This window comes from Curtobacterium sp. NPDC088465, assembly GCF_044753165.1.
Classification (GTDB): domain Bacteria; phylum Actinomycetota; class Actinomycetes; order Actinomycetales; family Microbacteriaceae; genus Curtobacterium.
Map to the genome: position 1 here is coordinate 697,007 of NZ_JBIVMR010000002.1, position 20,738 is coordinate 717,744.

General features: G+C 72.4%; 20 protein-coding genes and 1 tRNA gene. 13 read left to right on the top strand and 8 right to left on the bottom strand.

The features are described 5' to 3' along the window. Positions 1-62 precede the first annotated feature (62 nt). The 6 genes from ACIP6W_RS10645 (at position 63) to ACIP6W_RS10670 (ending at position 5,158) form a co-directional block, all read left to right on the top strand. The gene (locus ACIP6W_RS10645) at positions 63-584 is read left to right on the top strand and encodes a hypothetical protein (protein WP_326496140.1); all 522 of its coding nucleotides are present in this window, start codon (positions 63-65) and stop codon (positions 582-584) included. Between the two features lie 89 nt (positions 585-673). Further along, complete coding sequence (locus tag ACIP6W_RS10650) at positions 674-1,051, top strand: holo-ACP synthase (protein WP_209682962.1); 378 nt, start codon at positions 674-676, stop codon at positions 1,049-1,051. A gap of 93 nt (positions 1,052-1,144) precedes the next feature. Then, a complete protein-coding gene (locus ACIP6W_RS10655; RefSeq protein ID WP_209682965.1) occupies positions 1,145-1,432 on the top strand; it encodes an acyl carrier protein in 288 nt (95 codons plus the stop codon). Beyond that, positions 1,429-2,643, top strand: coding sequence for an acyl-CoA dehydrogenase family protein (locus ACIP6W_RS10660; protein WP_400429387.1), 1,215 nt, complete (start codon positions 1,429-1,431; stop codon positions 2,641-2,643). Before ACIP6W_RS10655 ends, ACIP6W_RS10660 begins: the two co-directional genes overlap by 4 nt. Beyond that, on the top strand, positions 2,640-3,581 hold the full coding sequence (locus ACIP6W_RS10665) for an amino acid--[acyl-carrier-protein] ligase (RefSeq protein ID WP_209682971.1): 942 nt from the start codon (positions 2,640-2,642) through the stop codon (positions 3,579-3,581). The genes ACIP6W_RS10660 and ACIP6W_RS10665 overlap by 4 nt, the downstream gene beginning before the upstream one ends. Then, positions 3,578-5,158, top strand: a complete 1,581-nt coding sequence (locus tag ACIP6W_RS10670) for an alpha/beta hydrolase (protein WP_311205322.1) — start codon at positions 3,578-3,580, stop codon at positions 5,156-5,158. Before ACIP6W_RS10665 ends, ACIP6W_RS10670 begins: the two co-directional genes overlap by 4 nt. Before the next feature lie 73 nt (positions 5,159-5,231). Here ACIP6W_RS10670 and ACIP6W_RS10675 read toward each other — a convergent pair whose 3' ends face one another. Next, positions 5,232-6,104, bottom strand: a complete 873-nt coding sequence (locus ACIP6W_RS10675) for an alpha/beta fold hydrolase (RefSeq protein WP_400429390.1) — start codon at positions 6,102-6,104, stop codon at positions 5,232-5,234. A gap of 32 nt (positions 6,105-6,136) precedes the next feature. Further along, entirely contained in the window at positions 6,137-6,625 is a 489-nt protein-coding gene (locus ACIP6W_RS10680) for a peroxiredoxin (protein ID WP_066653934.1), read from the bottom strand. A 237-nt stretch (positions 6,626-6,862) separates the two neighbouring features. Between ACIP6W_RS10680 and aceE the strand changes: the two genes are divergently transcribed. The 6 genes from aceE (at position 6,863) to ACIP6W_RS10710 (ending at position 14,744) form a co-directional block, all read left to right on the top strand. Next, complete coding sequence (gene aceE / locus ACIP6W_RS10685; RefSeq protein WP_251160094.1) at positions 6,863-9,607, top strand: pyruvate dehydrogenase (acetyl-transferring), homodimeric type; 2,745 nt, start codon at positions 6,863-6,865, stop codon at positions 9,605-9,607. A gap of 34 nt (positions 9,608-9,641) precedes the next feature. After that, positions 9,642-10,844, top strand: coding sequence for a CdaR family transcriptional regulator (locus ACIP6W_RS10690; protein ID WP_200884165.1), 1,203 nt, complete (start codon positions 9,642-9,644; stop codon positions 10,842-10,844). An 89-nt stretch (positions 10,845-10,933) separates the two neighbouring features. Further along, a complete protein-coding gene (locus ACIP6W_RS10695) occupies positions 10,934-11,926 on the top strand; it encodes an ACP S-malonyltransferase (RefSeq protein ID WP_400429393.1) in 993 nt (330 codons plus the stop codon). Beyond that, the gene (locus tag ACIP6W_RS10700) at positions 11,923-12,978 is read left to right on the top strand and encodes a beta-ketoacyl-ACP synthase III (protein ID WP_200884140.1); all 1,056 of its coding nucleotides are present in this window, start codon (positions 11,923-11,925) and stop codon (positions 12,976-12,978) included. Before ACIP6W_RS10695 ends, ACIP6W_RS10700 begins: the two co-directional genes overlap by 4 nt. Before the next feature lie 91 nt (positions 12,979-13,069). Then, positions 13,070-13,318 (top strand): acyl carrier protein, encoded by a 249-nt coding sequence (locus ACIP6W_RS10705; protein WP_058729431.1) that lies wholly within the window; start codon positions 13,070-13,072, stop codon positions 13,316-13,318. Between the two features lie 181 nt (positions 13,319-13,499). Beyond that, on the top strand, positions 13,500-14,744 hold the full coding sequence (locus ACIP6W_RS10710; protein ID WP_066653928.1) for a beta-ketoacyl synthase: 1,245 nt from the start codon (positions 13,500-13,502) through the stop codon (positions 14,742-14,744). Between the two features lie 313 nt (positions 14,745-15,057). On the opposite strand, the gene ACIP6W_RS10715 is transcribed toward ACIP6W_RS10710, so the two are convergent. The 6 genes from ACIP6W_RS10715 to ACIP6W_RS10740 all read right to left on the bottom strand — a co-directional run bounded on the left by ACIP6W_RS10715 (position 15,058) and on the right by ACIP6W_RS10740 (position 20,108). After that, positions 15,058-15,537 carry a DUF3145 domain-containing protein gene (locus ACIP6W_RS10715; RefSeq protein ID WP_081984811.1) on the bottom strand — a complete coding sequence of 160 codons (480 nt, stop codon included), beginning with the start codon at positions 15,535-15,537 and terminating at the stop codon, positions 15,058-15,060. A gap of 193 nt (positions 15,538-15,730) precedes the next feature. Beyond that, positions 15,731-16,549 carry a DUF1684 domain-containing protein gene (locus ACIP6W_RS10720; RefSeq protein WP_400429397.1) on the bottom strand — a complete coding sequence of 273 codons (819 nt, stop codon included), beginning with the start codon at positions 16,547-16,549 and terminating at the stop codon, positions 15,731-15,733. Further along, positions 16,546-17,667 carry an AI-2E family transporter gene (locus ACIP6W_RS10725; RefSeq protein WP_200884164.1) on the bottom strand — a complete coding sequence of 374 codons (1,122 nt, stop codon included), beginning with the start codon at positions 17,665-17,667 and terminating at the stop codon, positions 16,546-16,548. Before ACIP6W_RS10725 ends, ACIP6W_RS10720 begins: the two co-directional genes overlap by 4 nt. Positions 17,668-17,674: 7 nt before the next feature. Beyond that, positions 17,675-17,748 (bottom strand) — tRNA-Ile (locus ACIP6W_RS10730). A 13-nt stretch (positions 17,749-17,761) separates the two neighbouring features. Further along, positions 17,762-18,982 carry a glycosyltransferase gene (locus ACIP6W_RS10735; protein ID WP_400429399.1) on the bottom strand — a complete coding sequence of 407 codons (1,221 nt, stop codon included), beginning with the start codon at positions 18,980-18,982 and terminating at the stop codon, positions 17,762-17,764. 214 nt (positions 18,983-19,196) lie between these two features. Continuing rightward, positions 19,197-20,108 carry a DMT family transporter gene (locus tag ACIP6W_RS10740; RefSeq protein WP_174234721.1) on the bottom strand — a complete coding sequence of 304 codons (912 nt, stop codon included), beginning with the start codon at positions 20,106-20,108 and terminating at the stop codon, positions 19,197-19,199. Between the two features lie 39 nt (positions 20,109-20,147). On the opposite strand from ACIP6W_RS10740, the gene def reads away from it, so the two are divergent. Then, positions 20,148-20,723, top strand: a complete 576-nt coding sequence (gene def, locus ACIP6W_RS10745; RefSeq protein WP_066653925.1) for a peptide deformylase — start codon at positions 20,148-20,150, stop codon at positions 20,721-20,723. The last annotated feature ends 15 nt before the right edge of the window (positions 20,724-20,738 follow it).

Sequence of the window (20,738 nt, forward strand, 5' to 3'; positions counted from 1 at the left end):
CCCCGCGGACGGGCGGTGCGCGGAGGGCGCCCCGGAGCGTCGTCGTCACGCTCGTCGCGGCGGTGGCCGTCCTCCTGCTCGCCCTCTGCACGGCGCCGGCGGCGGGGACGACCCGCACCGCGCCTCCCTGGCCGGCACCGACCGACCTGCAGACGCGCGCCGAAGCGGCGGGCCTGCGGAACGTCTGGGGCGAACCGCTCGCCGAGCACGTGCACACGCACCTGACGATCCTGGACGGCTCGACACCGGTGACGGTCCCGGGCGACGTCGGGCACTCGTCGCGGGAGCGGTTCGCCGCCGAGCTCCACACCCACGACACCTCCGGCATCCTGCACGTCGAGTCGCCGACCCGGCAGACGTTCACACTCGGGCAGTTCTTCGACGAGTGGGACGTCTCGCTCGGCGCGGGGCACGTCGGCGGGCTGCACGGGGAGCTGACGACCTGGGTCGACGGACACCGGTACCTCGGCAACCCGCGGTCGATCGCGTTGACGAACCGTCGCGAGGTCGTGCTCGTCGTCACCACGATCGGCGAGGTGCCGCACCTGCCGGCGCCGTTCGACTGGCCGCCGCAGTACCGCTGACGGGGGTCGGCACCGGGGTCGGGGGCGGCTCGCGGCCACGCGGCGACGCCGTGGTGCCACCGCGTGGCTGCGAGCCGTACGCTGCACCCGTGACGACGATCCGGACCGGTACCGACCTCGCGGCGGTCGAGGACGTCGTCGCGGGCATCGCCACACACGGCGAGCGCTACCTGTCGCGGGTGTTCACCGACCGCGAGCGCGCCGACTGCGGTGACGACCCCGAGCGTCTGGCCGCCCGCTTCGCCGGCAAGGAGGCCGTGCTGAAGCTGCTGCGACCCGCGCCGGGCGACGCGGTCCCCCCGACGGACGTCGCGGTGGTGCTGGACGCCGCCGGCGCCCCGGTCGTCGAGCTCTCCGGCCGCGCCGCCGAGCTCGCCGCGGCGGTCGGCTGCGGACCGGTCGCGGTGTCGTTGTCACACGAACGGGGGCTGGCGCTGGCGACCGCCGTGGCGCTGTCCCGACGCTGACCGACCCGGTCCCGCGTTCCTTGCGGCGCACGTGCGGGATCACGCACGTGCACGGCGGTTTTCCGGGCCCGCATGCTCCCTATCGTTGCTCGCATGCACCAGGACCCGACCTCCGCACCCGCCCCCGTCGCCCTCGCCGCGCCCGGCGCCGAGCAGGCCGTCCGACGGGCCCTCGCCGACCACGGACACCTCACCGTCGACGCGTCCGACATCGCCTCGATCGCCGACCTGTACGCGCTCGGCCTGACCTCGCACGCCACCGTGAACGTGATGCTCGCGGTGGAGAACGAGCTCGACGTGGAGTTCCCCGACGCCGTGCTGCACCGCTCGACCTTCGCCACGATCGAGTCGATCGCGGCCGCCGCGGAGGCAGCAGCGTGAGCACCCCCGTCCTGGACGACCCGTCGGTCCCCGTCGGCCCGGACACGACCGGAGCGACCACGCCCGTCGACCGCTTCGCCCTCCGCGCCGCACTCGTCGCCGAGGTCGCCGCCCGGCACGCCGACGAGGTCGACCGCGACGCCCGACCGCCCCGCGAGGCGATCGCGGCGATGAAGGAGCACGGCCTCCTGGCGGCCGCCGTCCCGACCGCACTCGGCGGCGAGGGAGCCACCCTCGCCGAGCTCTCGACGATCGCCACGGCCCTCGGGCGGGCGTGCGCCGCGACCGGGATGGTCTTCGCGATGCACCACGGACAGGCGATGGCGCTCTGGCGGCACGGCGGCGTCGGCCTCGGTGTCACCGCGATGACCGAGGCCGTCCTGGCCGGAGCGCTCGTGGCGTCCTCGACGACCGAGAAGGGCATCGGTGGCGACGCGCGCCGGAGCACCTGCGCCATCGAGGTCTCCACCGCTGGTCGCATCCACCTGCACAAGGAGGCGCCCGTCATCTCCTACGCGACCGAGGCCGACGCGGTGTTCGTCACCGCCCGTCGCGACCCCGACGCCGCGCCCTCGGACCAGCGTCTCGTCGTCTGCCTGCCCGAGGACACGACCCTCACGCAGACCTCGACCTGGGACACCCTCGGTCTCCGCGGCACCTGCAGCAACGGCTGGGTGCTCGACGCCGACACCCACGAGGACCGGGTGCTCCGCGACGACTACGCGACGATCTCGGCGCAGACGGTCCTGCCGGTCTCGCACGTGCTGTGGGCGTCGGTCTGGACCGGCATCGCCGCCGGCGCCGCCGAACGCGCCCGGCAGGCCGTGCGGAAGCAGGCGCGGGCCGCGGTCGGGACGACCCCTCCGGGAGCCCTCCGGCTCGCCGAGCTCCTGGTGGAGCTGCAGACCCTCGCGGACGCGGTCCGTCACGCCGCGGAGCGCTTCGACCGGTCCGCCGACGACGCGACGGTGCTCGGCTCCCCCGCGTACACACTCGCCGCCAACGCCCTGAAGATCGCCGCATCGGAGCGGGTCGTCGACATCGTGACGACCGCGATGCGCATCGTCGGCATCGCCGGGTTCGCCGCGACCGGGCCGCTGAGCATCGCCCGACACCTCCGGGACGCCCACGGAGCCGCCGTCATGGTGAGCAACGACCGGCTCCTGCAGAACGACGCCGCACTGGCACTCATGAGCGGAGCACTCCTGTGACCATCACCGACCACACCACCACGTCCGACCTCGACGCCGCGCGCGCCGACCTGCGCGGACGTCTGCTCACCGACCGGGTCCTCGTCGACCTCGGCTCCCCCGGGCTCTACGGCCGCACCGGCGTCTTCGAGCGCGTGTACGGCGCGGTCGACGCCGCCGTCGTGCGGAGCCAGGCCGACCTCGACGCCGAGGTCCTGCGCTTCCCGCCGGTCGAGCCGCTCGCCGCGTTCGAGCGGACGGACTACATCGCGTCGTTCCCGGACCTCGCCGCGTCGATCTCCGGCTTCACCGGCGACGACCGGACGCACCGCGCACTGCTGGCCGCCCGGGGTCGCGGCGAGCGCTGGGAGTCGTTCCTCGAGCCCGCCGACCTCATGCTGACCCCGGCCGTCTGCCACCCGCTGTACGGGCTGATCGGCGACACGGTGCCGGCCGGTGGTCGGACGTTCGACATCGTCGGCGACTCGTTCCGCCGCGAGCCCTCGCTCGACCCGATGCGACTGCAGGCCTTCCACATGCACGAGTTCGTGCACGTCGGCACCCCCGAGTCGGCGAAGGCGCACCGCGACGGCCGCACCCCGGGCATGCGCGCCCTGCTCGAGTCCTTCGGCCTGGCGATCGACGTCGTCCCGGCGAACGACCCGTTCTTCGGTCGGGTCGGCCAGATGCTCGCCCGGAACCAGGTCGAGCAGTCGCTGAAGTACGAGTTCGTCACCCCCGTGTACGGGCCCGAGCACGAGGCGACGGCGATCTCGTCGGCGAACCTGCACGAGGACCACTTCGGCACGTCGTTCGGTCTCCGCACCGCCGACGGCGAGGTGGCCCACAGCGCCTGCACCGCGTTCGGCCTCGAGCGCATCACGATCGCCCTGTTCGCCGCGCACGGCACCGACCCGGACCGCTGGACGACCGACGTCCGCGCGGCCCTGGCGCTGTGACCACCCACCACGGCTGGTCGGGGTCGCCCGCGCTGCGCCTCGCCGTGCAGCTCCCGCCGACCGCACGCGCCGGCGTGGTCCTCTGCCCGCCGCTCGGGCAGGAGGGCGTCATCGCCTACCGCACGCTGCGGCTGCTGGCGGACGGCCTGGAGGCCCGTGGCGTGGCCTCGGTGCGCTACGACCCGTCCGGACGTGGGGACTCCGCGGACGACGGCGACCCCGACGCGCAGGTCCGGTCCGCTCGCGCCGCCGCGGCGGTGCTGCGCCGGTCGGGGGTCGAGCGCATCGCGTTCGTGGGTCTCGCCTCGGCAGCCCTGGTCGCGGCCGCCGCCGTCGGTGACGACGACGCCCTGGTCGTCTGGGACGCCCCGGCGTCCGGACGTGCCTGGCTGCGACGGCAGCGGGCGCTCGCGACGATCACGATCGGCCCCGACCGGATCGTGGAAGGGGTCGAGTCGCTCGTGGGCATCGACCTCGGACCCGCCGAGACCGCCGTCGTCGGCGCCCTGGCGTACGCGCCACGCTCCGCGACGACGGTCGCCGTCGTCCGCCCGGGTGCCGTCCCGCCGCGCGGACTCGGCCCGGTCGAGGTCCTCGAGGTGGACGGCACCGCCGAGCTCCTCGACGGCACGAGCATCGACGCCCGGATCCCGGCGGACGCCGTCGACGCCGTGGTCGGTCGGCTGGACGCCTGGGCACCCGCCACCGCTGCTCCGACGACCCCGCCCGCGCTCGACGAGGTGCTGGACGTCGACGACCGCGTGTCCGAGCGGGTGCTCCGCATCGGCCCGGACGGGCTCTTCGCCGTCGAGACCGTGTCCTCCGCCCAGGACGAGGACGCCCCGGTGGTGCTGCTCCACAACGGCGGCGCCGAGCACCGGACCGGCGCCGTCGACTACCAGGTCGCCCTCGCGCGGACGCTGGCCCGTGACGGCGCCCGCGTCGTGCGCGTCGACCGGCGGGGTACCGGGGAGAGCTCGGACGTGCGCGCCGACGAGGACGCCTTCCTGTTCGCGCAGGAGTGGGTCGACGACCAGCACGAGGTGGTCGCGGCGTTGCGGGTCCCCTCCGAGCGGCTCGCCATCGTCGGCATGTGCGCCGGTGCGTGGCTCGCCGGCCGCGCGGTCGACGAGCACCCGCGGCTCGTGGTGGAGATCAGTCCGAACGACTACCGCCGCACGCCCGCGGCTCCGGGCTCGTACGCCGGGTCCGCGCAGGCGGTGGCCGACGCGTCCCGGCTCCGTCGCGCGCTCCGCGCTCCCTACAACCGCCTCGTCCCGGCGCGGGTCCGCGACGCGATCGCCCGCCGCGGGGCGCTCGGCGGCGTCGTCGGCCACCTCGGCCCGATCGTCGAGCACGGCACTGACGTCGTCGTGGTCGCGGCGCCGGAGGACATCGAACGCTTCGAGCGGTACGGCGGCCGTCGCGCCGTCCGCCGCTGGGGTGCGAAGGTCTCGGTCGTGGAGGTCCCGGACGGCGACCACGCGCTGTTCTCGCCGGCGATGCGACGCGCGGTGGTGACCGAGGTGCGGTCCCGCATCGCGGAGACGTTCCCCGCCGGGGCAGTGGCGGGCTGAGCGGGGCCGCGCTCGCACGGCCGCGCTGGGGGCGCGGCGCCGTCGGACGACCGCTGCGGAACGGCCCGACCCGTCAGGCCGGTGCGGAGGTGAGTCCGAGGAACGCCGCCACGGCACCGGGGTGCTCGACGTGTGCGAAGTGCCCGCAGTCGTCGAGCACGGCCGTCCGGGCTCCCGGCACCAGGCCGCGCAGGTCGTCGAGGTCGGACACCCGGGCGAAGACGTCCCCGCGGCCGAGCACCGCAGTCACCGGGCAGCCGACCGAGCGCCAGCGGTCGACGTCGTAGCCGGCGGCGTCCCGGGCGGCAGCCGTGAAGCGCTCGGGCCGGAACTCGTCGACGAAGGCGTCGAGGACACTCGGGTCCAGTCGACGGACGTGCGCGAACACGGGTGCGGCGACGAGCGGCAGGAGTCCGACGCGGGCGGTGCCACGGAGGATCGCCCTCGCCCGACGACCCGTCACGAGGAGCCCGGCCCGCAGCAGCGTGAACGCGGGGAGGGACGCGAGCGCACGCCAGGGTCGGCCGGAGGCCCGCACGGTCGCGGTCGTCGTGCCCGACACGAGCCCGAGCGACCCGACGCGCTCGGGAGCGACCACGGCGAGGTGGAGCGCGACGAACGCGCCCATCGAGTGCCCGACGACGTCGACCGACCCCACGGCGAGGGCGTCGAGGACCTCCAGCAGCACGCGGACGCCGTCGTCCACGGTGAACGGCCCCGCGGGCGCCGGCGAGGACCCCCACCCGGGCAGGTCGACGAGCACGAGACCCCGCGCGCCGACACCACCGGCGGCGGCCAGCAACGGCGTCCAGGTCGTCCACGACCCCGCCACGCCGTGGAGCAGCAGCACCGGGTCGGCACCGGGACGGTGGTGCACCACCACGGGCCCGCTGCTGGTGGGCACCGTGGTGCTCCGGAGCGACCACGCGGCGGCCGCGTCGGTCACCGGCCAGGGTGCGTAGGGGCTCGCGGGGACGGTCAGGCGACCGGGACCGGCGCGGTGCACGCGGCGAGACGGTCGAGCGCCTCGCGGTACTCGGCGACGTCGCGCTGCAGCCCGGGCTCGGTGATGATCGACGCCTTGATGCGACCGTGCACGTCGATGACGAACGTCGCGCGGGTCGCGAAGCCCTTCTTGTCGAGGAACACGCCGTACTCCTTCGACACCGCGCCGTGCGGCCAGAAGTCGGCGAGCAGCTCGAAGTCGTAGCCGTGCGTCTCGGCGAACGAGCGGAGCGTGGCCTTCGAGTCGACGGAGATGCCGATCAGCTCGACCCGCTGGTCCTCGAACATCGCGATGTTGTCCTGCAGGGTGCAGAGCTCGTTCGTGCAGCCGGACGAGAACGCCAGCGGGAAGAAGACGAGGGCGACCGGGCGGACGCCACGGAAGTCGCTGAGGCGGACGTGCTCGCCGAACTGGTTCGGGAGCTCGAAGTCCGGCGCGAGGGAGCCGATCTCCAGGGCCATCGGTGCGCTGCTTCTTCCTCGGGCGTGGGGTGTGCCCGTGTCGCGTGCGCACGTGCGGGTCGTCCGTGCACGATCGGCAATCGTACGCCGACCGCACCAGGACGCAAGTACCACCTGCACGACACCATCAGCGAAGGCGTCGGTCGTGGGGCCTAAGGTGGTGTGGGCTCCGACCGGTCGTGACCCGACCATCGGTGGCCCCCATGTCCACCACCACGAGAACGAACGAGGTCAAGGGTGACGGTGAACGACCAGGACCCGCGCAGCACCGCAGGGACCGACCAGGACCCGGAGGAGACCGCAGAGTGGCGTGAGTCGCTCGACGGACTCGTCGCGACGCACGGCCACCAGCGGGCCCGCGAGATCATGCAGAGCCTGCTGAAGCGCTCGAACGAGCTGCACCTCGGCGTGCCGATGGTCCCGACGACCGACTACGTCAACACGATCGCGCCCGAGGACGAGCCGGAGTTCCCCGGTGACGAGGAACTCGAGCGCCGCTACCGCCGGTGGATCCGGTGGAACGCCGCGATCACGGTGCACCGCGCCCAGCGCCCCGGCGTCGCGGTCGGTGGGCACATCTCGACGTACGCGTCGAGCGCCGCGATGTACGAGGTCGGCTACAACCACTTCTTCCGCGCGCAGGACCACCCGTCCGGCGGTGACCAGGTCTTCTTCCAGGGCCACGCCTCCCCCGGCATGTACGCCCGCGCCTACATGGAGGGCCGCCTCAGCGAGGACCAGCTCGACGGCTTCCGCCAGGAGAAGTCGCACGCGGGCGGTGGACTGTCGTCCTACCCGCACCCGCGCCTCATGCCGCACTTCTGGCAGTTCCCGACCGTGTCGATGGGCATCGGCCCGATCAACGCGATCTACCAGGCCCAGCAGGCCAAGTACCTGTCCAACCGCGGCATCAAGGACGCCTCCGACCAGCAGGTCTGGGCGTTCCTCGGCGACGGCGAGATGGACGAGGTCGAGTCGCGCGGGCAGCTGCAGGTCGCGGCGAACGACGGGCTCGACAACCTGAACTTCGTCATCAACTGCAACCTCCAGCGCCTCGACGGACCCGTCCGCGGCAACGGCAAGATCATCCAGGAGCTCGAGGCGTTCTTCCGCGGCGCGGGCTGGAACGTCATCAAGGTCGTCTGGGGCCGCGAGTGGGACGACCTGCTCGCCCGCGACACCGAGGGCGCGCTCCTCAACCTGATGAACGCGACGCCGGACGGCGACTACCAGACCTACAAGGCCGAGAACGGCGCCTACGTCCGCGAGAACTTCTTCGGGCGCGACCCGAAGGCGCTCGAGCTCGTCGAGGGCTACACGGACGACCAGATCTGGAACCTCAAGCGCGGCGGGCACGACTACCGCAAGGTCTACGCCGCGTTCAAGGCCGCGACCGAGCACAAGGGCCAGCCGACGGTCATCCTGGCGAAGACGGTCAAGGGCTACGGCCTCGGCCCGAGCTTCGAGGGGCGCAACGCGACCCACCAGATGAAGAAGCTCACGCTCGACAACCTCAAGCAGTTCCGCGACGAGATGCGCATCCCGATCTCCGACGCACAGCTCGACGAGGACCCCTACACCCCGCCGTACTACCACCCCGGTCACGACGACGAGGCGATCCAGTACATGCACGAGCGTCGCCGCGAGCTCGGCGGGTACGTGCCGGAGCGTCGGACGAAGTACACGCAGTTCACGCTGCCGGAGGAGTCGAAGTACCAGGTCGTGAAGAAGGGCTCCGGCAAGCAGGAGGTCGCCACGACGATGGCGTTCGCCCGCCTGCTGAAGGACCTGCTCCGCTCCCCGGACTTCGGCAACCGCGTGGTGCCGATCATCCCGGACGAGGCGCGCACGTTCGGCATGGACGCGTACTTCCCGACCGCGAAGATCTACAACCCGAACGGCCAGCACTACACGTCGGTCGACCGCGAGCTGCTCCTGGCCTACAAGGAGAGCCCGCAGGGCCAGATCATCCACGTCGGCATCAACGAGGCGGGCGCCCTCGCGGCCTTCACCGCCGTCGGGTCCTCGTACTCGACGCAGGGCGAACCGCTCATCCCGGTCTACGTCTTCTACTCGCAGTTCGGGTTCCAGCGCACCGGCGACGCGATCTGGGCCGCCGGTGACCAGATGGTCCGCGGCTTCATGATCGGTGCCACCGCAGGGCGCACCACGCTGACCGGCGAGGGCCTGCAGCACGCCGACGGTCACTCGCCGCTCCTCGCGGCGACGAACCCGGCGGTCGTGTCCTACGACCCGGCCTACGGCTACGAGATCGGGCACATCGTCCGGTCCGGCCTCGAGCGCATGTACGGGACGAACGAGGACGGCTCGCCGTCCCACGACGACCCGAACGTCATGTACTACCTGACGGTCTACAACGAGCCGCTCGTGCAGCCCGCCGAGCCCGAGGGCGTCGACGTCGAGGGCATCGTCAAGGGCATGTACCTGCTCAAGCCGAGCGAGCACGACGGCCCGAAGGCCCAGCTGCTCGCGTCCGGCGTCGCGGTGCCGTGGATCCTCGAGGCGCAGCAGCTCCTCGCCGAGGACTGGGGCGTGTCCGCCGACGTCTGGAGCGTCACGAGCTGGGGCGAGCTCACCCGTGACGGTCTCGACGCCGAGCAGCAGGCGTTCCTCAACCCGAACGAGCAGCCGCGCACCCCGTACGTGACCGAGCGCCTGCTCGGCACCGAGGGGCCGGTCGTGGCGGTGAGCGACTTCATGCACGCCGTGCAGGAGCAGATCCGTCCGTTCGTCCCGACCGACTACGCGACGCTCGGTGCCGACGGCTTCGGCTTCTCGGACACCCGTCCGGCGGCACGCCGCTTCTTCCACATCGACGGTCCGTCCGTCGTGGTGCGGACGCTGCAGCAGCTCGCGAAGCAGGGCAAGGTCGACCACGCCGTCGTCCAGCAGGCGATCGACAAGTACCGCCTGCACGACGTCAACGCCGGCACGACCGGCAGCGCGGGCGGAGAGGCCTGATCCGCCGGTGAGCACACCCCGCACCGACGCTGCCGTGGGCCAGGAGAGGGACCGCGAACGCGCGCTCTCCTGGCTCCGGCAGGTGTCGGGCGAACTCTCGACCGCCACGATCAAGCGGCTCGAGGACACCCTGCCGTGGTACAGCGAGATGCCCCCGGGGCGCCGGTCCGCCGTGGGCCTCGTCGCCCAGGCGGGGATCACCTCGTTCATCTCCTGGCTCGAGGGCACCGCGTCGACCCCGTGGATCGCCGCCGCCGACGTCTTCGGGTCCGCCCCGCGTGAGCTCCTGCGTTCGGTGAGCCTGCAGCAGACGCTGCAGCTCATCCGCGTCGTGGTGACCGTGGTCGAGGAGCGCGCGAAGGACGACGAGATGCTCCAGGAAGCGATCCTGAAGTACTCGCGGGACATCGCCTTCGCAGCGGCCGACGTCTACGCCCGCGCCGCCGAGGCCCGCGGCCTGTGGGACGCCCGGCTCGAGGCACTGGTCGTCGACTCGATCCTGTCGGGCGAGTACGACGACGAGCTGCCCTCCCGCATCGCCGCGCTCGGCTGGCACGGCCACGGCGAGGTCGCGGTGCTCGTCGGGAACGCACCGAAGCAGCTCGAGGTCGACCAGATCCGCCGCACCGCGCGCCACATGGACGCCGACGTGCTCATCGGCGTGCAGGGCTCTCGGCTCGTGGTCGTCATCGGGCGGGCCACCCCGCGTGACGACGTCCCCGAGGGCGAGGAGCCGGTGTCCTTCACCGCCATCGCCCAGGCCCTCGAACCGTCGTTCGGCGAGGGGCACCTGGTGCTCGGCAACGAGGTCCCCGGGGTCGTCGACGCCTCGACCAGCGCGAAGGGCGCCCTCGCCGGGTTCGCCGTCGCACGGGCGTGGCGCGGTGCTCCCCGTCCGGCACTCGCCGACGACCTGCTGCCGGAGCGGGCCCTGGCGGGTGACCCGCTCGCTCGGTCGGCACTGGTGCAGCGCATCTACGTCCCCCTCAAGGACCAGTCGACCGAGCTCCTGCAGACGCTCTGGTGCTACCTCGACACCGGCCGGTCGCTCGAGGCGACGGCGCGCGAGCTGTTCGTGCACCCGAACACCGTGCGCTACCGGCTCCGCCGCGTCGCCGACGTCATCGGGTGGGACGCCACCCACGCGCGTGACGCCCTGATCGTGCAGTCGGCGCTCATCCTCGGCGCGATGTCCGAGTCGAACGCCGGTCGACGGCGCCTGCCGCCGCGTCGCTGACCCGACGGTAGGGATCGCACAACGTCCCCGCCGGATCGCTGTCGGATGTCCACACGGGCCGACAGCGGCGCGGCGACGAGGATTGACCGGTGATCGTCGTCGTCGCGCCCGGACAGGGCTCCCAGACCCCCGGCTTCCTCGCCCCCTGGCTCGAGGACTCCGCCGTCCGTGACCGCGTCGGAGCGTGGTCCGAGGCGATCGGCGTCGACCTCGTCGAGCACGGCACGAACTCCGACGCGGACACCATCAAGGACACCGCCCTCGCGCAGCCGCTCATCGTGGCTGCCGGGCTCGTCACCGCCGACGCCCTGCTCGCCGACGGCCGTCGTGCCCTGGTCGGTGGCGTCGCCGGACACTCGGTCGGCGAGTTCACCGCCGCCGGTGTCGCCGGGATCCTCGAGCCGACCGACGCCGTCGCGCTGGTCGCCGAGCGCGGCCGGGCGATGGCGGACGCCGCAGCGCTGGAGCCGACGTCGATGGCCGCCGTGCTCGGCGGCGACGCCGACGCGGTCGCCGCAGCCCTCGAGCAGCACGGGCTCGTGCCGGCCAACCACAACGGCGGCGGCCAGACCGTCGTCGCCGGTCCCGCCGCCGCCGTCGCAGCACTGGCCGCCGATCCGCCGGCTCGCGCCCGGGTCGTGCCGCTCGCCGTCGCCGGCGCCTTCCACACGCGGTACATGGCCCCCGCGGTCGACCGGGTCGCACCGGTCGCGGCCGGGGCGTCGGTGCAGGACCCGACGCTGCCGATCTGGACGAACGCCGACGGATCGCGCGTGGACGACGGCCGACGGTTCGTCGACCTGATGGTCCGCCAGATCGCGAGCCCCGTGCACTGGGACGCCGTCATGGCGTCCTTCTCCGCCGCCGGTGTCACCGGCATCATCGAACTCGCGCCGGCGGGCGCGCTCGTCGGGCTGGCCAAGCGTGGCCTGCGCGGCACGCCCACCGTCGCCGTCAAGACCCCCGACGACCTGCCCGCCGCCGTCGAGCTCCTCGAGCAGGACGCGCGCGCAGCAGCCGTCCCGGACGATCAGCCGGTGGGCGAGCAGCCCGCAGGCGAGGAAGCAGACGCAACCGCATGACCGACGCCACCACGCCGTCCCCCGCAGCCGACGGGACCGACGCGCCCCGCGCCTCCCGTCCGGTGCTGCAGCAGCGTCGCGGCCACGAGTACACCCGCATCATGGCGTTCGGTGCCGCCCGCGGTGAGCACGTCGTGCCGAACGAGGACCTCGTCGGTCCGATCGACTCCTCCGACGAGTGGATCCGCCAGCGCACCGGCATCGTGACGCGCAAGCGTGCCGGCGCCGACGTCGAGGCGGTCGACCTCGCCGAGGCCGCGGCGCGCGAGGCCATCGAGAAGGCCGGCATCACGCCCGAGCAGGTCGGCGTCGTGCTCGTCAGCACCGTCACCCACACCGTGGCGACGCCGTCGATGGCGTCGTTGCTCGCGGAGCGCATCGGCGCGACGCCCGCGGCGGCCTACGACGTCAGCGCGGCCTGCGCCGGCTACGCGTACGGCATCGCCCAGGCCGACTCGTTCATCAAGTCCGGGCTCGCCGACCACGTGCTGGTCGTCGGGGCCGAGAAGCTCAGCGACGTCGTCGACCCGACCGACCGCTCGATCTCGTTCCTGCTCGGTGACGGTGCGGGTGCCGCGATCGTCGGCCCGAGCGACTTCCCCGGCATCGCCCCGACGATCTGGGGCTCGGACGGCTCGAAGTGGGACGCCATCGGCATGACGGCGACGTACAACGAGTGGGCCGCCGGAGCCCCGCGTCCCACGATGCGCCAGGCCGGTCAGACGGTGTTCCGCTGGGCCGTCTGGGAGATGGTCAAGGTCGCGCGGCAGGCGCTCGAGACCGCTGGCGTCCGTCCGGAGGACCTCGCCGCGTTCGTGCCGCACCAGGCGAACATCCGCATCATCGACGAGTTCGCCAAGCAGCTCGGCCTGCCCGAGACGGTGACGATCGCCCGCGACATCACCACCACCGGCAACACCTCCGCCGCGAGCATCCCGCTCGCCACGCACCGCCTGCTCGAGGAGCACCCCGAGCTCTCCGGCGGTCTCGCGCTGCAGATCGGCTTCGGTGCCGGTCTCGTGTTCGGCGCGCAGGTCGTCGTCCTCCCCTAGTCCCCCATCCCGGCTCGGCTCCGGGCACCCGTACCACTCGTGCCCTAGGCTGGTCCACGGTCAAACGACACCCCCCTCAAGGAGAACACCCATGGCCCTGTCCAACGAAGAAGTCCTCGCCGGCCTGGCCGAGCTGATCAACGACGAGACCGGCATCGCGACCGACACCGTCGCCGCCGACAAGTCGTTCACCGACGACCTCGACATCGACTCGATCTCGATGATGACCATCGTCGTGAACGCCGAGGAGAAGTTCGACGTGAAGATCCCGGACGAAGAGGTCAAGAACCTCAAGACCGTGGGCGACGCCGTCGACTACATCACGAAGGCCCAGGCCTGACGCGAGCTTCCTGAGCGCCGCGGACCGCGCAGATCCCGCGGGCCGCGGCGCTCACCTCGTCCACCAGCGGTGGAGCTCCCACCGGCGCTCGACCACACCGGACGGGCGCCCACCGGCGCTCGACCACACGGACGGGCGTCCACCGGCGCTCGACCAGTCCACACGAAAGACACGTCGTTCCATGACCAAGAAGACCGTCGTCGTCACCGGGATCGGTGCGATCACACCCCTCGCCGCGACCGCCCCGGAGACCTGGGACGCGCTGCTCGCCGGCGGGTCCGGCATCACCCGCATCGAGGACGAGCGCTACTCGTCGCTCGAGATCCCCGTCGAGTTCGCCGGCCAGGCACGCCGCTTCCTCACGGACCAGCTCACGCGCCCGGAGACCAAGCGCCTCGACCCCTCCTCGCAGCTGTCGCTCGTCGCCGCTCGTGAGGCCTGGGCCGACGCCGGCATCGACCCCGAGACCGTCGTCCCCGAGCGCCTCGTCGTCGACTGGGCGACCGGCATCGGCGGCGTCAACACGCTCCTCGACGCCTGGGACACCCTGCGCGAGAAGGGTCCGCGTCGCGTCATGCCGATGACGGTCCCGATGCTCATGGCGAACGGCCCCGCCGCCGCCATCGAGATGGAGTTCGGCGCGCGCGGCGGTGCCCGCACGTACCTCTCCGCCTGCGCCTCGTCCACCGAGTCGCTGGCCGAGGCCTACCGCCACATCGCCGACGGCGACGCCGACATCGTCATCACCGGTGGCGCCGAGGCCGCACTGCACCCGCTGCCCCTCGCCGCGTTCGCCGCGATGCAGGCACTCTCGCGACGGAACGACTCCCCCGAGACGGCCTCGCGTCCGTACGACGTCACGCGCGACGGCTTCGTGCTCGGCGACGGCGCCGCAGCGCTCATCCTCGAGTCGAAGGAGCACGCAGAGGCCCGCGGCGCGACGATCTACGCCGAGGTCGCCGGTGCCGGGATCACCTCGGACGCCTTCCACATCACCGCGCCGGACCCCGAGGGCAGCGCCGCCGCCCGCGCGGTCATCACGGCGCTCGAGCACGCCGACGCCGCCCGCGAGGACGTCGTCCACGTCAACGCCCACGCCACCTCGACCCCGGTCGGCGACGTGGCCGAGTACCACGCGATGCGCCGCGTCTTCGGCGACCACCTCGACAACGTGGTCGTCTCGGCCACCAAGGCGTCGACGGGGCACCTGCTCGGCGGTGCGGGTGCGATCGAGGCCGCGTTCACGGTGATGGCGCTGCACCAGCGCGTCGCGCCGCCGACGATCAACCTGACCGAGCAGGACCCGGAGATCGTGATGGACGTCGCGACCGCGCCGCGCGAGCTGCCCGCAGGCGACCTGCTCGCGGTGAGCAACTCGTTCGGGTTCGGCGGGCACAACGCCGTGGTGGCGTTCCGCACGGCCTGATCCGTCGTCGCCGACCCGTCGTCGGCCTGGAGGCCCGTCCTGCGTCCGCAGGGCGGGCCTCCGTCCGTCACGGGCTGGGTCCGCCCCTCGGCCGCCGGTGCCCGGGCCGTTCCGGTCCCACGACCTGCCGCTCATGTTCCGCGACGACGGCGTGTCCTGCGACCGGGACGTCCGCAGGCGGCACGTCGTGCGACCTGAACGAGGCCAGGGCACAGCTCCTCGACGACAGGCGTGCCGCACGCGGGGACGACGGACGCCGCCGACTCCGGAGGGAGCGGGCGGCGTCCGAGTGGTGCGGAGGGCGCGGGCGGGGTCAGCCGACGCGGTGCAGCCAGACGACGGGGTTGCCCTCGGCGGCGTGCCGGAAGGGCTCGAGCTCGTCGTCCCAGGCCTGCCCGAGGGCGAGACGGAGTTCGCGGTGGAGTTCGAGTGCGTTGCTGCCGGCGACCTCCATGGCGTAGCGCACACGGTCCTCGGGGACGACCATGTTTCCGGACACGTCGGTCTGCGCGAAGAAGACGCCGAGGTCGGGCGTGTGCATCCACCGCCCGCCGTCGGACTGCGCGGTCGGTTCCTCGGTGACCTCGTAGCGCAGGTGCTCCCACCCGCGCAGGGCAGAGGCGATCGCCGCACCGGTGCCGACCTGGCCCGTCCACGTGAACTCCGTCCGGCGGGAGCCGTCGAGTGCGGGCTGGTCGAGCCACGAGAAGTTCACGGCGCGGCTCATCGCGCGACCGGCTGCCCATTCGACGTGCGGGCAGAGCGCGCGTGGTGAGGAGTGCACGTACAGCACCCCTGTCGTCGTTCCGTTCACGATTCCTCCGCTTCGTCAGGTGCGACTTCCCCATCGACCTGTGGTGCGGAGTCCCGGTAGCGGAACCATCGGTATCAGATTGTGATGTCCCTGCGGACACGCCCATTATGCAGCGTCCGCGCTGGGAACGCCACACCCGGCGCGCAGACCGCGCGGGCGGACCGGGCGGGCCTCAGTGCAGGACGGCGCCCTGCTCGTCGACGGGGTGCCGCTCTCCCGCGGTGAGTGCGACCGGGAGGCGGTTCTCCTCCGGGGGCACCGGGCAGGCGTACTGGTACGAGAACGCGCAGGGCGGCAGGACGAGCCGGTCCCAGTCGAGCACGACCTCGGCCGCGCCGTCGGGCTCGGGCAGGTACAGGAAGCGTCCCATCGAGTACGAGCTGCCCGGGTCGCCCTCGGGCAGGGCGCTGGTGGTGTCCTGCACGATGAGCTGCAACCGCGGCCGGCCGTGGAACGGCGCGGACCGCACCGCGGTGAGCCGCACGGGAACGTCGTCCACCGTGGTCTCGATCGTCCCGGCGACGGGCAGGGGGTCGCCGGCGGCGTCGGTGAGGTGACCGGGTGCCTCCTGACCGGACCAGGGTTCGTACCTGCCGGCCGTGACCCACCCGCCCGGCCGCGGCGCGAACCGCGCGATGCGTGCGAAGCGGGAGACCGCGTCGGAGGCCGGGTCCCAGACGCGGAGCGTGGAGCCGTGCACCGTGCCGGCGAGCCCGTCGGCGAAGGCGACGGTCGACGGAACGACGGCGGTGTCACCGGCGACCAGCACCGTGCCGTCCACCGGGACGCCGTCGACCACGACGCCGTCCGCCGCCGCGGCGGTGACGGTGAGACCGCCGGGGACCGGCGCCCACTGCCCGGCGACCGGCCACACGGGCTGCGGGCGGTCGACGTGCTGCGCGTTCACCAGGGCGAGCGGGCCGCGCGCGCTGCGGGCCCAGGCATCGCGGGCCGCGACGTGCTCGGCCAGGTCCGGGTCGACGGTGCTCACGACTGCTCCTGGCGGGGGTAGATGACCTTCTGCACGATGATGATCACCGACGCGGCGACCGGCACGGCGACGAGCGCCCCGAGGACCCCGCCGATCGTGCCACCGGCGACCGCGGCGATGACCACCAGGGCGCCCGGCACCTGCACCGCGCGCGACATGATGCGCGGGGAGATGAGGTACGCCTCGACCTGCATGTAGACGAGGTAGTAGATCGCGGCCGCGAGCGCCGTGGCCGGCGAGGCGAACAGGCAGAGCAGGGAGATGACGACCGCCGCGGCGAGGGTGCCGACGAGCGGGATGAGCGAGCCCAGGAACGCGAAGGTCGCCAGCAGCACGGGCAGCGGTGCACCGATGATGAGCAGGAACACGAGGCTGAGGATGCCGTTGATCAGCGCCTGGCTGATCTGTCCGACGACGTAGCGGCCGACGGCCTGGGTGATCTGCTCGCTGACGTCGACGAAGTTCTGCCGACGTGTCGCCGGCACGAAGCGGTAGGCCATCGACTTCAGGCCCCGCATCGACGCCAGGAAGTACAGCATCAGGATGATGACGATGATCGCGCCGGTCAGGCCGGACAGGATGCCGCTGCCGACCGCCAGGATCCCGCCACCGAGGCTGAGGAGGTTGCCCGGGTCCTCCACGAAGGACTGCAGCGACTCCAGCGCGTGGTTGACGTCGACGGCGCCGGCGAACTGCTGTGACAGGTCCTGGACCCACTCCTGCTGCGAGATGTCCTGGACGATCTCCGGGAAGTTCTGGACGAGGTTCGTCGCCTGCTGGATGAGGATCGGGACGACCGCGAACACGACGCCGGCGAAGGCGGACAGGACACCCACGACGACGATCGTGATCGCCGACCAGCGCGGGATGAACCGTTCGAGGAAGGACACCAGCGGGTCGATGCCCAGCGACAGGAAGAGCGCGACGCCGATGTAGACCAGGACCGTGCTGAGCTGCTGGACGATCACGCCGGCCAGCAGGGCGATGAGCACGCCCAGGGCTCCCATGAAGCCGATGCGGAACGCGTTCACGCGCACGCCGGTGCCGACCCGGGTCGCCTCGAACGTCACGTTCGGGGTCGGCGCGTGGTCGTCGGGGGTCTCACGTCGTCGCGGCAGGTGCACGTAGGGCGGGCGGGACTTGAACCCGCGATCGTTCGGTTATGAGCCGAGTGCCTTGACCAGCTTGGCTACCGCCCCTCGTCGGGGACCGTCAGGCCACCGACTCCCCACGATACAGCGACTCGAACGTCGCGAGCGTGCGGTTGATGTCGTGTGCCTCGATCATGGCCAGGCTGCGCTCCCGCATCGCCTGGTAGTCGTCGTCGGACGCCTGCAGCACCAGGGCGAGCTTCGCAGCGAGGTCCTGCACGTCGCCCGGCGTGAAGAGGTACCCGTTGCCGTCGATGAGGTGCGGCAGTGCCATCGAGTCCGCGGCGACCACCGGCAGCCCGGACGCCATCGCCTCGAGGGACGAGATGCTCTGCAGCTCGGCGGTCGACGGCATCGCGAAGACGGTGCCGTTCGTCAGCGCCTGGCGCTTCGCCTCGTCCGACACGAAGCCGGCGAAGCGCACCCGGTCCTCGAGTCCGAGTTCCTGCACGAGCGTCTTCAACTTCGGGATCATCTCGCCGCCACCGACGATGGTGAGCGTCGCGTGCAGCTCACTCGGCAGCAGTGGGAGCGCCCGGACGAGCACGTCGAGGTTCTTCTCCGGCGCGACCCGGCCGACGAACACGATGTCGTTCCCCGCGGGGCGACCACTGCGGGCGCTGTAGCGCGACGCGTCGATGCCGCACGAGATCGCGAGGACCTGCTGCCCGGCGATGGCCTCGCGGAGGTAGTCCGCGGCCAGCACCGTCGGCGTCGTGATGGCGTCGGCGAGCCGGTAGGTCTTGGCGGCGTCGTTCCACGCGATCTTCAGCGCGATCGGCAGCGTGCGACGGCCGAACGGGACGTACTCGAGCAGGTTCTCGGGCATGAAGTGGTTGGTGCCGACGATGCGGATGCCGCGCTCGTGGGCCTCCTGCACGATGCCGCGCCCGATGACGATGTGCGACTGGATGTGCAGCACGTCCGGCTGGACGGCGTCGAGGATCGGACCCGTCCACTTGCGGACGCTCCACGGCCACACGAAGCGGAGCCACGCGTGCCACGGCCACTTGTACGACTTCAGCCGGTGGACGGTGAGGACGACGCCGCGGTGCTCCTCGTCGAACGTGCCGTGGTGGGCGCTCGACGCCGGGGCCACGACGTGGACCTCGTGGCCGCGCTCCGCGAGCCCGACGGCGAGCTGCTCGGCGAAGGTCGCGGCGCCGTTGACGTCCGGCGGGAAGGTGTCGGCCGCGATCATGACGCGCAGCGGTCGGGACCCGCCCGTCGCACCCGTCGACTCGGCGGTGGCGGTGGTGGCGTCCTCTGACACGGCTGGCATCGTCCTCTCGTGGGCGGTTGCTGGTCGGGCCTCGACGGTACCGCACGGGCCCGAGCGCCCGCGTCAGCCGCGCGGACGACGCCGATGGCCGACAGCGACCACCGACGCCGTCAGCAACCGCGTCAGCCGCGCGGACGACGCCGACGGCTGACAACGACGACCGACGCTGTCAGCAACCGCGGACACGACCGCCCACGCCGCGAGCCGACCGCGGTCAGCGCCGCGTCTCGGGGTGGTGCTTCGCGAGCAGGAACACGCCCGTGATGGCGATCACCGCAGCGACCAGGAAGCCGACCACCGCGATCCACGGCGCCCCGGCAGCCTCGCCGAGCACGATCACGCCGATGCCCACGGCGACGATCGGGTCGATGACGGTGAGGCCGGCGATCACCAGGTCGGCGGACCCGCTCGAGTACGCGTTCTGCACGAAGTACCCGCCGAGCACCGCGGCGACGATCACCCCGACGACGGCGATCGCGGTCAGCCAGTCGAACGTGCCGTGCAGGAACCGGTTCAGCACGACCTTGGCCAGCGTCGCGACGAAGCCGTAGAGCACCCCGGCCACGACGATGTAGTACATGGCGCTCGCCCGCTTCGCCGCGAAGCGGAACGACAGGAACACGGCCACCAGGACGATCGCCAGCACCACCAGGATCGTCACGAGCTGCTCGTGGGTGATCGCGCTCTCGCGGCCGACGACGGCGGCGATGCCGACGAAGATCCCGACACCGATGATGCAGGTCCAGACCGCCCGTCGCGCCTGCTGTCCGAGCGGCACCCCGGAGGACCGTGACGAGAACCACGTGGTGATGACGAGCGCGACGGCGCCGAGCGGCTGCACGACGATGAGCGGGGCGTTCGTGATGCTGATGAGCTGGAGCACGACGGCCAGACCGAGCATGAGCGTGCCCAGCACCCACCAGCCGCTGCCGAGCAGCCCGAGGACGTGCCGCACCGACAGCCCCTTCGACTGCCGACCGAGCCGGGCCTCGACGCGCTGCACCCCGCGGCTCTGGAACTGCGCTCCGAGCGACAGGAAGACCGCACCGACGAGCGCGACGGGGATCATCAGGGCCTGGAACGGGGTCAGGTTGACCGCGTCCGGGATCGGGAGGTCCGTCGTCACGCGACGAGGCTACCGGTCCTCGCCGGATAACCTGGGTGAATGCCCGTCCTCCCCATCCGCATCACCGGCGAACCCGTCCTCCACGAGCGCGCTGCCGAGGTCACCGCGTTCGACGACGACCTCCGCGCACTGGTGCAGGACATGTACGAGACGATGGACCTCGCCCCCGGGGTCGGTCTCGCGGGTCCGCAGGTCGGGGTCGGCAAGCGCCTGTTCGTGTACTCGTGGACCGACGACGACGAGGTCCTGCACCGCGGGGTCGCGATCAACCCGGTGCTCTGGACCACCCCGCCCGTGCCGGAGACGGTCGAGGAGCTCGACGAGGACGAGGAGTCCGAGGGCTGCCTCTCGATCCCGGGTGAGCGCTTCCCGCTGCGTCGGGCCGAGGGCGCCCTGCTCCGTGCGGTCGACGAGCACGGGGAGCCCTTCGAGGTCGAGGCCCACGGGTGGCTCGCCCGCGTCTTCCAGCACGAGTACGACCACCTGGACGGCTACCTCTACGCCGACCGGCTCGTGCACCCGTACGGCAAGCAGGTCGCGAAGGCGATCCGCAAGAGCAGCTGGGGCGGCCCGGGCAAGTCCTGGCTCCCCGGTCGCGACCACCCCGAGGGCTGACCGCGCGGTCGGCTC

What these genes read in the sequence shown, in the direction of transcription:
- ACIP6W_RS10655 (WP_209682965.1), top strand. Translation starts at nt 1,145, where the DNA reads ATGCACCAGGACCCGACCTCCGCACCCGCCCCCGTCGCCCTCGCCGCG.
- ACIP6W_RS10680 (WP_066653934.1), bottom strand. Translation starts at nt 6,625, where the DNA reads ATGGCCCTGGAGATCGGCTCCCTCGCGCCGGACTTCGAGCTCCCGAAC.
- ACIP6W_RS10700 (WP_200884140.1), top strand. Translation starts at nt 11,923, where the DNA reads ATGACCGACGCCACCACGCCGTCCCCCGCAGCCGACGGGACCGACGCG.
- ACIP6W_RS10705 (WP_058729431.1), top strand. Translation starts at nt 13,070, where the DNA reads ATGGCCCTGTCCAACGAAGAAGTCCTCGCCGGCCTGGCCGAGCTGATC.
- ACIP6W_RS10710 (WP_066653928.1), top strand. Translation starts at nt 13,500, where the DNA reads ATGACCAAGAAGACCGTCGTCGTCACCGGGATCGGTGCGATCACACCC.
- ACIP6W_RS10735 (WP_400429399.1), bottom strand. Translation starts at nt 18,982, where the DNA reads ATGCCAGCCGTGTCAGAGGACGCCACCACCGCCACCGCCGAGTCGACG.
- def (WP_066653925.1), top strand. Translation starts at nt 20,148, where the DNA reads ATGCCCGTCCTCCCCATCCGCATCACCGGCGAACCCGTCCTCCACGAG.